The following is a 13,683-nucleotide window of genomic DNA, read 5'->3' as shown; positions in this document are numbered from 1 at the left end:
CAAAGCAAAGATGGCACTTTAACACCTCAAACCCCGGCACGCAGGAACGCCAACGGTTCCAGCTCCTTGAGCTGGTCTAGCGTTAGCGGCTTAAAGTTTTTGTCCAGTTGCATTGCGGCGAAGCGTTCGGCAGTCAGCCCGCCATCGCGAAACAGCTTGCCGCGCACCGGTCCAAGCGCAGCGTCCTGGAAGGCCGCTGGCTGCGTTTTCAGCCACTGGTAGTAGCTGAGGCTTGCCGATACCTGCCCGCCCCCATCCGCGCCCACAGCTGCCCTCGTGGCGCCTTGCCCGAACAGCGCCGACAACCTGGTGATCGGCGTGATGGTGGTTCGGCAGTGGATGTGGAACGGCGGCACAGGCCCCTTGCCCATTTCGTACTCGCGGCCATCCAGGCTCCGGCACTGCACGCTGGTCTTCCGGTCCAGGGTGGCGACGATCCGATAGCCAGGCACCACCTCGGCGTTCGCCTTGAGGGTTTCCATGCGTGCGGTGGTGGCCACATGCTGTACTGCAGTCTGGACGACGGCCCGGGCGCTCCGGTTTGTGACCGCCAGCACGCCGTCGGTGAAGTTCTGCGCCGCGGTGCCGCGAATGGCCTGGGTGATCTCGGCGTTGGTCTGGCCCTGCACGACACCCATTCGGATGGCGTTGGTTACCCGGTCCGACTCGGTGCGAGTCCAGCCGCTCAAAAAGGGCTTCAGCAGCTTGCCGCCATCGACGCCAGCCACCTGCAGGGGCTGCGTGTTGATCGCCGCCCTGAGCAGCGAATCTGCCGGCATGACCGCGTCGATCAGCAGCGCCTTGGCCAGGCTGCGGCCCTCGAACGCTGCCTCGTACTGCGCGATGTCCACCAGGTCGGACTGCATCCGGTCGCTGAAGGCCTTGTAGATATCCAGCAGCTTGCCCGCTACTCGCCCCAGGAACTCTTCCAGTCGGCTCCGGCCGTATGTGGTGAGTTCCTTGCGGGTGAGTTGATCACGGACATGGCTGTCAGCCCGGCGCAGGTAGATTTCGAACTTCTGGACCTCGCCCGCCTTCAGCCGCTCAAGCAGTACCGAGTGGCGGCTTACCTGCTCCAGCAGCTTCTCGTCCACCGTCTGCTCCGGTTTCATCGCCATCGTCTTTGTCCAAGTTGACGCCGCCCGCGCCGTGCTCGTCGCCGATCAGTTCGGCCTCTTCGTCGTAGGGGCGCTCGGGAAGCTTCCCGGTGGTGAGGTATTGCCAGTAGGTCTCGGCGCTGATGGTGCCGGCCATGACACTCTTCTGCAGCTCGGCCAGGACCTGGGCGTTGACCTCTGGGATCACGAATTCGGGCTTGACCGTGAAGACGACCTCATCCGGGTTGTAGCCAGTCCATTCCGCCGCGTAGCGCAGGGCCTGCTCGATGGCGGCAGCCGCGGTGATGACGATGCTGTGCAACGTGGCGTGCTGGTCGTTCTGGCGAGTCTTACGGGCCTCACCCGACTCCGTGCCGGAGACGTCCATGACCTTGGCGCCAGCCTCAAGGGCTGCGTTCTTCTGGTCTTCCATCGCCGTGCGTACGGCCTGGATGCCAGCGCCCTGGAACTCTAGGTAGCCGCATGATCCTTTGGGGCCCAAGTCCCAAGCCGCCGAAGGTCCAGTGACGCTGAGCTCGACGCTTTCGTCCAGGCCGGACACCCACGGCTGCGGATGGCTGGTCTGGTGCAGCGCGGTGAAGTAGTCGGCACTGAGTTGGTACGACTTCAGCGCGGCCCGGGCCATGGTCAGCAGCGGGATTTCATCCACGTCAGGCGAGTTGTCGGTGGAGCCGCAGTAGATGACCGGGATGTAGTCCAGGCCGCGCACCAGGTTGTTGCTGCCGTCGACGGTACCCAGCGGACGGTCGTCCTCGATCAGCTCGCCAGCTTCGTTGCGCACACCTGTGCGGCAGACCGCGCCGTCCATGTAGAACTCGCGGTAGACCGTCTCACATTCGTGGCTGTAGCGGTCCTGCTCCTTTCGCCTGAACTCGCGGAACACCGACAGCACCAGGTCCTGACGCCCACCTTGGTCGGCGGTGTCCCAGTTGATTGCGTTGCGCACCGCGTAGGTGGCGAAGTATGGCTGGCCAGCTTCATCGATGTTGACCACCAGCGGCACCCGGCCATGGGAAACGGCCTGCCGCACGATCCGCAGGAACAGCTGGGCCAGGCCGAAGCCGTCAGCCGTGGCGTTGTCCTCCAAGCCCTTCAAGCCCGCGGGCAACTTCACCTCGGGAATCAGCCGAGAGACCAAACCCATCATCGAGCGCAGTGAGTCCCGCACCCAGTGCTCGTACTGGGCCCGGGCGGTGTAGTTCTGGTACAGGTATGCGTTACCGGCGCCGTCCAGTTTCTCGGCCTCGGTCATGCCGCTGGGCTTGGGCAGGTTGCGCGGGCTGCGCTTGATGGCGCCCTCGCCCTCCAAGGCGTCGTCCATCATTCGCCACTCTTCGATGTGAGCGTCGTAGTCTGGGTTGGTGGATTGAACAGGCATTACGCCAAACCTCCGATGCGGCGGGTGCCGGCGGACTGAGTCTTGATCGGGAACCGCTTGGCAATGAAGTAGCCCGCGGCGTCGTTCATGTGGTCGTGCCCCTTCTTGGGGTCCTTGTCCGGCTCACCCTTGTCGGTGTAGGTCTGCCGCTCCAGGCACTGGGTCAGCTGGGGGCATTGGTCGATGTTGACCTTCAGGCGCCGCTCCCCGTAGGTGTTGAGGAACATGGAGTTGACTGCGTTGATCCGGTCTTTCACGCCGGGGTTCTGCGAGTCGACCACCACGGTGAAGCCGGCCTTCTTGAGCAAAGACAGGTCCGATTCGCTGGCGTTCTTGCTGCTGGTGTTCTGGCCGCTGGCGTCGGGGTACACGGAGACGCTGTGGCCGGAGAAGCGAACCTTGATCTTCTCGATCATCTCGGGCGTATCCCGCACCGAGTGGAACTCATCCAGCGCCAGCGGCAGGCCATCCCGGACCACGTACACGACCGCGGCCATCTTCATGACGTTGAAGTCCATGCCGATGTGCACGGCCTCGCCCGGCTTGATGCGCTCACTGGTGCGGCACTCAGCCCGGTCGAATGTGTAGTAGACCACCCCGGCATAGTTCTCGAAGCCGGCCTCGTATTCCTGGCGGAACGTGCGCGGGTCCATCTTGCGGCGTGCAGCGTCCAGCTCATCGGCCGGGACGTTGCCGCCCTGCAGCGAGGTGTACTGCCAGCTCTTGTGGTCTGGCTCACCGCCTGGCTGCCCATCGCGATAAGTGTCGTAGCAGTGGTTGAAGCCCTTCGGGGTACCGATCCGCAGCGCATGCCCGCCCTTCCTCGACTCCCCGGTCTGGGGGATCGTGTACTGGCAGGTCGAGAGCATTGGCCTAAGCACCTCCTCCCAGGCTGCCCACGGGCAGTCCGCCCATTCGTCCACTAGCACGAAGAACAGGCCAGAGCCCCGCAGGTTGTCGTAATTGTCCAGGCCGACTACGCGCATGATGTGGCCGGACTTTAGGGTGATCGAGCACTCGGTCTCGTTCGGCCTGGTCGCACGCCACGCTTCAGGTATCGCCTGTTTCAGCCGGCGCCAGAAGACCCGCTTGGCCTGCTTGAACGTCGGCGCGCCATACCAGATCTCATCCTCAACACTCACTCCCCACTCCGCAGCCAACCGGGCCGCGCGGCGCATCTCAGCCTTGCCGAGGAACGTCTTGCCGAATCGCCGCCCGCACACCGCATCACGGAATCGTGCCTCAGGCTGAAAGCCCCAGACGTAAATGTTCGCCTGCTTCGGCGTCAACTTCACCGGCGGGTCATAGGTACGGGGTAGTCGGGACACCTTCGTCTGGCTCCAGCTTGTACTCAGCAACGGCGTGTGACTGATCCGCCTGGGAGCCAAGGGGCTTGTCGGGTTCGAGTTTGCGGTTGACGTACATGTCGCCGACCTCTTTGGCCGCCTGCTCCAGCAGTTGGGCAGTCAGGGCCATGTTCCTCATGGCCTCGGCCTTCTCGGCCATCCTTCCCAGCGTTCGAAGGCGGAATGCCCGGTTGGCGATGGGGATCTCGGATGTCTCTTCACGGAACCGCTTCCGAGTGTCGTCAAACAGCGTCCGCCATCGCTTGGCCAGGTCCCTGCCTGCGCTCTTTGTCGGGTCGTGTGATTCGCACTGCTGGCGACTCACCTCAAGGCCGAATTCTTCTCGGACGGAGGCCGCCACTTGCGCTGGGGTATCGAAACAGGCCAAGGCCTGAACGATGAAGGCTTTCACCTCGTTGCTCAGGGCCGCCATAGGTTCAATTCCGTCTTAGGTCTGTCAAAGGTCAGGCAGACTTGAGCAGACAGGTTCCGCAGGCCCTCGAAATGTTGATCTTGGCCACCTCTGGCGGCCGGCTTGCAGCGTCGATCAGCTGCTGTACATCGTTGCTGGCACCGTAGCGCCTCACCACACCGACGAACTCTTCGACGTCGTGGCCGCGCAGGTAGAGCTTGGGCAGCCCCTCCTGGGTGAACTTGGGTGCGCCGAACTCATCGGTTGCCTGGGCGATGTGGTAGAGCTCGTGCTCGACCAGGGCGCAGAACTCAGCGTCGGTGCACTGGGCACAGTAGTCACCCGCCAGCGTGATGAGGAACTCGGGCTCTTCGCCGAACCAGGCTCGCATCTGCTGCTCTTGGCGTGCCTTCTGCCATCCCCCGGCACGGATCATCAGCTGCTCGGCCTGGCCAAGCACGCTGCGCCCCTTCTTGTTGAACGATGAGGACGCCCACAGCACACCGATGTTGGCGTCGATAAGGTGACCATGCTCTGGGTTGTGGATGCTGCCGGTGTCGGCAAGGATCTCGCGCTGTATCCACTCCCACACCTCAGGAGCAGGACGCAGCGTTAGCCAAAGGGCGTCGAGCAGGTCGTCCGGGGGCATCGGTCTGCTCATACTCGCTCCCGCGCCACGAAACGGCGCACCTCTGTTTTGTGGCGCGCCTCAGCGAGTCACGAACAAGTGCCCTCGCCTTGCCCACGCATAAAGCACGATGCCGGCGTGAATCATGACGGTGAAGGGGCTGATCATCTGGACCTGCATCGCCGCAAGGAACGACCCGAACGCGCCAATGGCGACCAGGTAGAACGCAACCGATAGCATCGGCTGGTCTATGGGGCGAACGCGCCGTAGGTAGTCACAGGCAACGATGACCACCAGGACGCACAGGAAGGCGTCCGTAGCGGCCATTGCCGACATGATGATCGTGTTCATCAGGTAGCTCCTTTGGCACCGAACTGTCCTACCAGTGACTTCAGAACTGGGATGATGTTCATTGCCAGGAGGCCTATCAGAAAGGCCACGCCGTATTGGGTTTCTCCGCTGGTGCCGAGGTTGAAGTAGCTGATGGCGAGCGGGGTGCAGAAGACTGCCGAAGCAAAGCCGGTGAAGAAGGCGGCGACCGCCTGGCCCCGGGTGAGCCCCCGCAGGAAGGTCAGCGAGAGGATCGCTCCTGCGAAGCCGCCAATGATCACGCCGTACTTCACCAGCAGGACGCCGGCAGTCGTGCTTGCTGGTTCGGCCATGTGTGATTCCTAGAAGAAAAGGCCCGGCGAGGCCCTATTCAGGGACCGGGCAAACGTGCGGAGCAGCACATAACAAAAAGCCCCGGAAGTTCCGAGGCTTAGAATGTAAGCGTACATCCGTTGATCTGATGGGAAGACAATTCACCTGAACAAAAAACCGCCCGAAGGCGGCTAGCTAGTGATTTATTAGCGCTTTCCAAATTTATTGGGCGCTTCAATCAGCTCAAATGTTCTACTTCACGATTTTCGCGGATCATTTTTGACATCTTTCTCAGCAACCTTGTCGTGCCGACTATAGAGCTCTGCCTTTGAAGCCCGCTCGGTGTTGGCACCCTTACTTCCCTCCGCCCTTGGGCCTTGGGGAGATGTATTTTCGCCAGAACTTTTTTCACCCTGGCTCGATGTTTTGTCTGTCATATAAACCTCTGATGAGCCCGGTTACCCAAGCTCAAATAAATGAATTACTCAGCGAGTGATCCATCATATGTACGCATCTGCCTCCAGTCATTCTCCGGACCTTTATCAAGGCCTGGCTCGTCATCATCTGGGGTGTATCCCAGTGGATCTTCAGCCTCGAGGAGCGTTTGTGGCGAAAGAGCCGTACGTGGTGGGGCGCCTTTACCAACGGCGCCCAGGATAAGTCCAGCCAGTATTCTGACTACTGAACTTTTCCATATTTGAAGCTTTTTGACGTTCAGGGGACTCAGGCTCTTGTTCAGGCGTAGCGTCGGGATCTATATAATCGTCCCTATCCTCTGGACTGGATTTGTCCAACCCCTGACGCTTTTCTGTACCTGCTTCAACTTCCGATTCAAGTCCCGGAGATCCATTTGGTTTGGTAATGTCACTAGACATAAGTACCTCTCAATAACTCAGAAAATCTGAGCTAAAGGGAGTATGCGCCCTAAGTCTGACATAGGGTAAAATAACAGACCACCGGGACAATTAATAAGACCGGCGCAGTTCTGTGCCTCTTGAGGCCCTCTTCGGGCAATAAAAAACCCGGCTCAGTGGCCGGGTTCATGTGGTTGTTTGCCGTAGGCAAAACTCTAACAATGGCGAAAAGATAGCACCACGCGTGCGGGAACGCAATAGGCCCTCAAGCGGCCTCATTCATCTCGTAGATTGCCGCTGCCACCGGCGACAGCGCACGCTTGTCGATGTCCTCGCAAACCTCGAAGCAGATCTGCACGAAAGGCTCCCAGTCTCGGGCCCAGGCGCAGGAAGGCAACGCCACCCCGTAGGTCTCGTCGATCCACCGCTTGAACCACTCAGGACTGGCGAACGGGTCCTGAGCCGATGATTGCCCGCCCTGGTGCATACGGCGGTACCGGAACATGACGCCCTTGCACACATACTCACAGCGCTCGCGCTTTGCCGCCGTCATTCGACCGGACCTCGCCATGGCCATGCTGAAGATCACCTCCTCGGCTACCTCGCGCTCGTCATCGCTGCAGCACGGGGCGTACATGAAGTTGCCGAAGGCCCGGAGGCTGCCGGGCAGTTTGAAGATCGCCGCTTGCACACCGCCAGCCAGGGCCTGGTGCACAGCGTGACTCGCCTTACGCTGCTTGTCCGTGGTCTGGACCATGGTGCCAAGCAGGCCGAGCTGCTCGATGAACACGCCCTGGCTATCCCACGGGATGTACAGGCAGTCGTGCCAGGACTGACGCGCGCTGTTCAGTTGCATGGGCCGCCCTCCTCGCGCTTGCGCTTGGCCTTGACGGCTGCGCCACGTGCGAGCGCATATCCTCCGAAGATAACCATGGCCAGGATCAGCAGCTGGCCGCTGTCGGTTGGTGTCCAGTTCATGCTGCTGCCCTCCGTAGGTCTTTGAGCTTCTGCCTGTACAGGGCCTTGATGGCCTGCAGGTCTTCGATGGTCAGGCGCTGGGGCTTATGAGGCCCTTCGAGCCAATCAACCTGGTCGGCGCCAATGCGCTTCATCAGCCGGATGCGGTACTCGACCGCATTACCCGACAGATTCCGGTTGCACTTCACGCATTGGCGGTGCACGTTCAGCGGCTCAAAGCGCAGCTCCGGGCAGGCACCAACCGACCGATAATGGCCGGCGTCCCAGCGGCTGCCGGTGATGAGGTCGTGGTCGCTCGGCAGAGAGTCGCAGCTGATGCACGGCAGGCCGGCATCGCGCTCGCGGATGTAGGCGTTGAACACCTTCTGGGCCTCGGAAATATGCTCTCGCCGATCTTTCAGCTTCTCGCGGCGCTCCTTCAGATCTTCCCGCGCCTGCTTGGTGATGGCCTTGGCCGCGATCTTCTGCAGCTTGGGGTCTTTGGCTATGGCCTTGGCGCACGCGATGCTGCACACCTTCTGCGTGGTCATCGTCGGCTTGAATGGCTTGCCGCAACCTGGTGCCTTGCACTTCTTCGGTTTCGGTGTGTTCAAGGTGGTCATTGGTACACGCTCCCAGGCTGGCCTGGCTCATTACTTCCGGTGCACGCCAAGTCGTGATCGCTCGCATGGGGGCAGCGCTTGCAGCCGCACACCGGGCAGAGAATCATCTTCGTCGAGGAAAGCGGGACCCACCCAAACGGACCTTCCATGCCGATCTTGTGCTCCTGAATGCAGCGATGGCATTCGCATTTCTTGAGATCCATCAGTACTGCCCTCCCCACCGATCCGGCTCAGTCCAACGCACGCCATGCTCAGCGCCGAATGCATGCATCACTTCGAAGAGGTCGCTGAACCACTTCTGCGACTGTTTCCGGGTCGAGACGCCCAGGACGACGAAGCCGCCATCGATACCCGGTACCGCGTCCTGCTTCTGCACCGCTGCGCTGAAAATGTGCTTCCAGTCCTCGTCGGTCAGCTTGCGGCCGTACCACTCCACCTGCTGGGAGACGTCGCGGAGCATTGCCCACATCTTCCGGTTGCAGACGTCCGGGCGCTTCTCGTCGCGGATGACGATCAGCTTGGGCTTGGCGAAGTCCTGGGCCTGCAGGCGCCCAAGCAGCGCGTTGACATCGCTCATGCTTCGCATCAGGAACTCAGTCATGGGTCGCCTCCTTGGCCATGGCCGCATCGATATGTTCTGCTCTTTCGCGAAGTCGCACGGCCCAATGAGTGGCGGACTTTGTAACGGCTCCTACCTCTCGGCAGATCCAATCGTTCGCCTTGCGAAGCTCGATCACGACATCTCCAATCAATGCGCGCATCAATTCGTTCTCGGCCTGGAGCTGGTCGCGCTGACGGATCTGCGCATCGCGCTCGGCGAGGAATGCGGTGCGCCAGGTTTCCAGTCGCTCGATCTCATCGAGCAGGGCCTGCATGTCATCGCCAGTAATTTCCATGGAGTGGTGACCCCAGTCGATGGCTGATGCCCGGAGCTTCGCTTTGTCGATGGTCATTCGTGCACCTCACAACGCGCAGCGCAGCTCTCGCCCTGGGCGTCACAGCAGACCTGGCAGCCGGAAAGGGCCAGCAACAGGACTACGGTCATGGCGGCCTTCATACCCCCTCCCCGGCCGGCTGCCCGGCGCGCTTGATGTTCAACTTGGCCAGCAGGTGTGCGCGGCATGCCGCGGCGCTTGTTGGGATCTGCTGGATCTCCAGCAGGCGGACCTGCTTCTGGTTGGCGTACTCGTCGGCCAGCTGGGCGGCGCTCTTCTGGCTGTCATGGCCGATGCCGGTGGCGATGTCGCCCAGTGGCTCGCCGGCTACCAGCATGCGTATCGTGATGTCGTAGGCCCGGGCGAATACCTTCTCAGCCCGCTCCACCTCCATCGACCCAAGGTTCTGCGCTTCGCACTGCAGGGCCGCGTGGCGCACCGCTGTGTGCGTCCAAGCGCGTGACCCTGCCCTGCTCGGGTGGAAATTCTCCAGCGCCTCTGCCAGGGCCCGCGCAAGCGGCGGAATGCCCATCTCTTCCGGCGTCGGCTGGCACAGCTTGATGAACTTGCCGCTGCTCGGGGCGAAGTCGGTACCCAGCACCCGGCACTTCTGGATGCCGAAGCGGATCTGCTCCAGGGTGCTGATGTCTGCGGCGACGAAGGATTTGATCCAGCTGCGCTTGGCAGCCTTCAAGGCCTCGTCATCCGGCCACGCCTGCTTCCACGCCGGGAAGATGGCCTGCAGCTCCTTGAACAGGGCGTTGACCACTTCGGTGGTGCCGGGGTCGAGCTGCTTGGCCGGGGCCTGCGCCTCGGCTGGCAGGTTGCGGGCCGTGGCCATGATCTGCGTGACGCTGCGCAGTTTCGGTTGTTCGGTCATAGGTCACCTAAGTCGTCAGCCCAGGACGTGTCGCTGAAGTCCGGTCCATTGGCCTGGCGCTTCACTGGGAACGGGCGAACATTGCTCGCGGTAGCCATGTCGCGCTTCACCCACTTGACCAGCAGGCTCACCCAGGAGGCCTGGGTCTCACAGCGGCCTGATGCCGAGTAGTGGCAGACGAATGCGGCGGTCGCCTCATCGGTGAACAGGTCGACAGGAATTCCCATGCGGGCCGCGTAGGCCTTCAGCAGCTTCTGGTCAGGCTTCCACTCAAGGTCCATCTCGGTAGGAAGCTTTGGGTCAACGCCGGATTCCTCGCCCGCGCGTTGTGTGTTGTGTTCTTCCTTTCCATTCCCTTCCCTTCCGGGGCCAACTGGTCGACGACCAGTCGGCGACTCCTCGGCGAACTGTCGACGACCTCTCTCCGACTCGTCGTCGATTTCTGCAGGAGGGGCCGGGTATTTGAAGTTCTTTTTCTCGATCTTCTGGTGCTTCCAGCCACAGATGTGCAGGTAGTTCTTGCCTGCCACCCAGTAGCTACGGGTCAGCTCGGCGCCTTCCAGTTCGCCAAGGAGCGAGCTCACCTCCTCCGTGGTGATGTCATCACCGGGGAATACCAGGGCCTTGATCGTGCGGGCGGCCAGTGGGTGATTGCCGCCGTCATCGCAGAAGTTCCAGAGGCCAATGAACAGGAGCCTGGCCAACGGCCGGCAGGACATTACCTGCTCGCTCGACCAGAATTCGGGCTTGATGGTGCGGATGCGGGCCATCATTGGACCTCCAGGTTGTACTGCGCCCACAGGCCAGCCACCCAGGTAACGCCCTTGGGGGTGAATTTGGTCTGGTTGAAGGCGTGGCCGTTCTCGGCAGTGTCGGTTTTGACTTCGAAGCGCCCAGCGTCAATGTGCTGCTGATACGCCTGCCACTCGCCGCCCATGCGGTACATGATCTTCTTGTCGAGCAGGAACTCGCGGAAGCGGGCCTCATTGGCCCTGAGCAACTTGGCGGTTTGGCGGAAGCCCTTGAGCCCAGTGGATTCGACATACCTGTCGACGAACTCGGCTTTCGGCGCGGCGATGGCCAGGGCCTGCTGGGCGATCTGCTTCTGCTCCATCTCGTCGGCCCAGGCGCGGGCGGCGGCAACCGGGTCGGCGAAGTTCGGCAGCGTGGCGATAACGCGCGGTGACTCGACTGCATTGAGTCGGTCCAGCACGTTGCGGCGGACAGCCTTCGACTCACGCATCGAGATCAGCATGCACTGGTCCTTGGTCAGCATCAGGCCTTCGGACGCTGGGCCGCGGGAGTTCTTAACTACGAAAGTTTCGTAGTATTCGCCGTCGAGCTCGTCCTTGCAGCGTGCAGTGAAGTCGGCGCGCCGAACCTCGCTCTCGCCGTGTTGCATCCTGGCTTCATTGACCAGGGCGAGCAGATCAAAGCTGCTCATCGTGCGCGCCACAGAATCGTGCTTCGCGTTTTGTGGCGCGAGGAAAGATGGGGCTTGTATACTGGATTCCTGCAGATGCATAATTCACCTCAAGAGTTTTATGTGAAGCAGAGAGCCGGGCCGCAATCCCGGCTTTTTTGTGCCTGTAATTCAGAGAGGGCCTCTGCCCTACCCTGAAGAGTCCCTCGGTGAGGCCCTCATTGGGGCCACCAACTGCAGGACTTTGGCCTTACGGCGGCCAACCACTGAAAGAGCGCCACTGGCAACAGCTGCTTCGAACACCTGGTTCATCGCAGTGCTGAAATCCCAGTTATTGGCCCTCATCAGCCCCTCTATTCGCTGCCGCACATCTGGCGGCAGCTGATCAAGCTGCACGGTCATTTAGGCCTCCAAAGGGCCTTCAGCCCGCGATATCTTCTTGCTTGTCCTGCATCAGCTCCTCGATAACGCCGTTGGCAACGGCCCACTCGATGATTTCGTACAGATAGGTGGCGTGCTGCATGCGCGTCTTGCTCGCAGCCTTCCGGAGGATCCGGTCAAGCACTGGTTCAAACCGAACCTTCACCGGGATGGCGCGCTTCTGGCTGGGGTCTTGGTACATGCTCGTGTGGCTCCTTGCGGCTATTGAATGGGTCAAGCGGCGTGCTTGTTAGGGTCGAACGCAGGGTCGTCCTGGCGGCAGGCGAGCAGCTTCCCGCCGGACTCTTTCTCCAGAACACACTGCATTGGGTATGAGAAACCTCCAGCGGACCGGCACTGCGAAACACGACTTCCGCTCACGCGGAGCGCGTCGCCTATGGCTCGGCCCGAGCCGAAGAATTTCAGCGCTTCGTTGTAGGTCATGAATGGGTCTCCACTGCTTTGCTCGGAGTTTAGAAAAATTAACCGCACAAGGCAAGTTATCTAAACAGTCAAATGTTTAGAATCCTAAATATGGAATTTAAAGACCGACTCAAATCCCGCATGGAGGCTCTGGGCCTGCGTGCGACCGACATCAGCGAAGCCACTGGCGTATCAAAGGCAACGGTCACCTTCTGGGTGAACGGGACCAACGGCGCAAAGGGGAAAAACTTGCTGTCCCTGGCAAAGGCCCTGCGATGCAGCCCTGAATGGCTGTCCGAGGGGAAAGGCTCGCCAGAGCTGGAACCTCCTGCCAAAGCCAATGCCACCATGCTCGGCCCGATCTCCGTCTGGGACGATGAAACACCGCTGGACGACGACGAGGTCTACGTGCCGTTCCTCAAGGAAGTTGAACTGTCCGCAGGATCGGGACGTACCGTGATCGAGAAGTCGAGCAGCAGAAAGCTCCGCTTCGGTAAACAGACCCTTCGCAATCAGGGCGTGCAGTTCGACCAGGCCGTGTGCGTGACTGTGCACGGCAACAGCATGGAGCCGGTTCTACCGGACGGCAGCACGGTCGGTGTCGACAGGTCGTCGACTTCAGTGAAGGACGGAAAGATGTACGCGGTCGACCACGGCGGCGAACTGCGCGTGAAGACGCTGTACCGGATGCCCGGCGGCGGCTTGCGCTTCCGCAGCTTCAACCAGGACGAGCACCCGGACGAAGAGTACACCGCGCAGCAGCTGGTCGAGAGCGGAATCAGCGTGTTGGGAAAGGTGTTCTGGTACTCGGTGCTGCTGTGAGCTATGTTTGCGCCGGTATGCCCACGATTACAGAAAAGGAGCTGTGCTAAAGTGAGTGATAAGCCTAAAACGCCACCTCAACCAAGGCCTGTAACAATTCCAAACCGCCCCAGGCCCAACCAAGACGGATGGGGTCGTAAAGACAGTGGCGGCGGGCCCAACACCATCTCTGAAAGCAGACCTGTTCCGCCGAGGCCAAAAAGAGACCCGTGAGCATGAGCGATGCAGACATTGCTACACAGATTCATGAGCTTGAGTTTTATGTTCAGCGCAATGTCCGTTATCACATGCGCCGGGGAGCGTTCTTTTTGCGATGGGGACGTTTCACGGCTTTTGTCGGCGTCATTTTCGGATCCGCCACTGTCACTTCCTTGATTTCTGGTTCCTCCCCTTACCTCGTAGGGGCATCGGCGCTCCTAGTTACTTTGGCTTCATCGGTGGATTTAGTGGTTGGTACTGGGCAGCGAGCATGGCTGCACAACGATTTGCGAAAAAGGTATCTCGACATTGAAGCTGAGCTTCTCGTCGCGGGACCTGGTACTGATGCCGGCACCATCCGACAAATGAGAAGTCGAATTCGCAAAATCGAAGCTGATGAGCCGCCGACCCTTCCGGCTCTGGAGCTTCTAGCAAGAGATGATGTTATCCGCGCAATGTACCCCAAGGAGGAGGCCGATAAGCACGTGAGCAATCTGAGTTGGTTCAAGCGGACAACAGCACAGTGGTTCGACTGGGACACCTCTAGCGCATAGCTTCCTTCTGGTCTGCAAGCCCGCCCCTGTGCGGGCTTTTTCATACCTGCGTGATAGCGGATTGCCACAA

General features: G+C 60.8%; 19 protein-coding genes. 2 read left to right on the top strand and 17 right to left on the bottom strand.

The annotated features are described in order from the left end of the window. Positions 1 to 26: 26 nt before the first annotated feature. From ACQKPS_RS02350 to ACQKPS_RS02270, 17 genes are all read right to left on the bottom strand, one after another. Positions 27 to 1,118, bottom strand: a complete 1,092-nt coding sequence (locus tag ACQKPS_RS02350) for a minor capsid protein (RefSeq protein ID WP_427602468.1) — start codon at positions 1,116 to 1,118, stop codon at positions 27 to 29. Continuing rightward, positions 1,045 to 2,496, bottom strand: coding sequence for a DUF4055 domain-containing protein (locus ACQKPS_RS02345; protein WP_427602466.1), 1,452 nt, complete (start codon positions 2,494 to 2,496; stop codon positions 1,045 to 1,047). The genes ACQKPS_RS02350 and ACQKPS_RS02345 overlap by 74 nt, the downstream gene beginning before the upstream one ends. Next, complete coding sequence (locus ACQKPS_RS02340) at positions 2,496 to 3,824, bottom strand: terminase (RefSeq protein ID WP_060498309.1); 1,329 nt, start codon at positions 3,822 to 3,824, stop codon at positions 2,496 to 2,498. The genes ACQKPS_RS02345 and ACQKPS_RS02340 overlap by 1 nt, the downstream gene beginning before the upstream one ends. Then, a complete protein-coding gene (locus tag ACQKPS_RS02335) occupies positions 3,799 to 4,275 on the bottom strand; it encodes a DUF2280 domain-containing protein (protein ID WP_427602464.1) in 477 nt (158 codons plus the stop codon). Before ACQKPS_RS02335 ends, ACQKPS_RS02340 begins: the two co-directional genes overlap by 26 nt. A 31-nt stretch (positions 4,276 to 4,306) precedes the next feature. Next, positions 4,307 to 4,915 (bottom strand): putative metallopeptidase, encoded by a 609-nt coding sequence (locus tag ACQKPS_RS02330; RefSeq protein ID WP_427602462.1) that lies wholly within the window; start codon positions 4,913 to 4,915, stop codon positions 4,307 to 4,309. A 48-nt stretch (positions 4,916 to 4,963) separates the two neighbouring features. After that, complete coding sequence (locus ACQKPS_RS02325; protein ID WP_427602460.1) at positions 4,964 to 5,233, bottom strand: hypothetical protein; 270 nt, start codon at positions 5,231 to 5,233, stop codon at positions 4,964 to 4,966. After that, on the bottom strand, positions 5,233 to 5,544 hold the full coding sequence (locus ACQKPS_RS02320; protein WP_019751350.1) for a hypothetical protein: 312 nt from the start codon (positions 5,542 to 5,544) through the stop codon (positions 5,233 to 5,235). Before ACQKPS_RS02320 ends, ACQKPS_RS02325 begins: the two co-directional genes overlap by 1 nt. Positions 5,545 to 6,643: 1,099 nt before the next feature. After that, positions 6,644 to 7,234: a hypothetical protein gene (locus tag ACQKPS_RS02315; protein ID WP_427602458.1), complete on the bottom strand. Its 591-nt coding sequence runs from the start codon at positions 7,232 to 7,234 to the stop codon at positions 6,644 to 6,646. Continuing rightward, positions 7,225 to 7,356, bottom strand: a complete 132-nt coding sequence (locus tag ACQKPS_RS02310) for a hypothetical protein (protein ID WP_312818470.1) — start codon at positions 7,354 to 7,356, stop codon at positions 7,225 to 7,227. The genes ACQKPS_RS02315 and ACQKPS_RS02310 overlap by 10 nt, the downstream gene beginning before the upstream one ends. Next, a complete protein-coding gene (locus ACQKPS_RS02305) occupies positions 7,353 to 7,958 on the bottom strand; it encodes a recombination protein NinG (RefSeq protein WP_427602456.1) in 606 nt (201 codons plus the stop codon). The genes ACQKPS_RS02310 and ACQKPS_RS02305 overlap by 4 nt, the downstream gene beginning before the upstream one ends. A 202-nt stretch (positions 7,959 to 8,160) precedes the next feature. Then, on the bottom strand, positions 8,161 to 8,559 hold the full coding sequence (locus tag ACQKPS_RS02300) for a recombination protein NinB (RefSeq protein WP_427602454.1): 399 nt from the start codon (positions 8,557 to 8,559) through the stop codon (positions 8,161 to 8,163). Beyond that, positions 8,552 to 8,911 carry a hypothetical protein gene (locus ACQKPS_RS02295; RefSeq protein ID WP_427602453.1) on the bottom strand — a complete coding sequence of 120 codons (360 nt, stop codon included), beginning with the start codon at positions 8,909 to 8,911 and terminating at the stop codon, positions 8,552 to 8,554. Before ACQKPS_RS02295 ends, ACQKPS_RS02300 begins: the two co-directional genes overlap by 8 nt. A gap of 100 nt (positions 8,912 to 9,011) precedes the next feature. Beyond that, the gene (locus ACQKPS_RS02290; RefSeq protein ID WP_427602451.1) at positions 9,012 to 9,773 is read right to left on the bottom strand and encodes a replication protein P; all 762 of its coding nucleotides are present in this window, start codon (positions 9,771 to 9,773) and stop codon (positions 9,012 to 9,014) included. Next, positions 9,770 to 10,546: a DnaT-like ssDNA-binding domain-containing protein gene (locus ACQKPS_RS02285; protein ID WP_427602449.1), complete on the bottom strand. Its 777-nt coding sequence runs from the start codon at positions 10,544 to 10,546 to the stop codon at positions 9,770 to 9,772. Before ACQKPS_RS02285 ends, ACQKPS_RS02290 begins: the two co-directional genes overlap by 4 nt. After that, the gene (locus tag ACQKPS_RS02280; RefSeq protein ID WP_427602447.1) at positions 10,543 to 11,298 is read right to left on the bottom strand and encodes a phage antirepressor KilAC domain-containing protein; all 756 of its coding nucleotides are present in this window, start codon (positions 11,296 to 11,298) and stop codon (positions 10,543 to 10,545) included. The genes ACQKPS_RS02285 and ACQKPS_RS02280 overlap by 4 nt, the downstream gene beginning before the upstream one ends. Positions 11,299 to 11,617: 319 nt before the next feature. After that, entirely contained in the window at positions 11,618 to 11,818 is a 201-nt protein-coding gene (locus ACQKPS_RS02275; protein ID WP_103445378.1) for a hypothetical protein, read from the bottom strand. Between the two features lie 32 nt (positions 11,819 to 11,850). Beyond that, positions 11,851 to 12,060: a hypothetical protein gene (locus tag ACQKPS_RS02270; protein ID WP_427602445.1), complete on the bottom strand. Its 210-nt coding sequence runs from the start codon at positions 12,058 to 12,060 to the stop codon at positions 11,851 to 11,853. 90 nt (positions 12,061 to 12,150) lie between these two features. On the opposite strand from ACQKPS_RS02270, the gene ACQKPS_RS02265 reads away from it, so the two are divergent. Both ACQKPS_RS02265 and ACQKPS_RS02260 read left to right on the top strand, forming a co-directional pair. Next, complete coding sequence (locus ACQKPS_RS02265) at positions 12,151 to 12,861, top strand: S24 family peptidase (RefSeq protein WP_427602443.1); 711 nt, start codon at positions 12,151 to 12,153, stop codon at positions 12,859 to 12,861. 215 nt (positions 12,862 to 13,076) lie between these two features. Beyond that, on the top strand, positions 13,077 to 13,613 hold the full coding sequence (locus ACQKPS_RS02260; RefSeq protein ID WP_427602441.1) for a hypothetical protein: 537 nt from the start codon (positions 13,077 to 13,079) through the stop codon (positions 13,611 to 13,613). The last annotated feature ends 70 nt before the right edge of the window (positions 13,614 to 13,683 follow it).

Origin of the sequence: Pseudomonas sp. NPDC086566, assembly GCF_050280885.1 — a bacterium.
Classification (GTDB): Bacteria; Pseudomonadota; Gammaproteobacteria; order Pseudomonadales; family Pseudomonadaceae; genus Aquipseudomonas; species Aquipseudomonas vlassakiae.
Note: the sequence above shows the minus strand (reverse complement) of the source record. Positions and strands in the feature narration are given on the sequence as shown.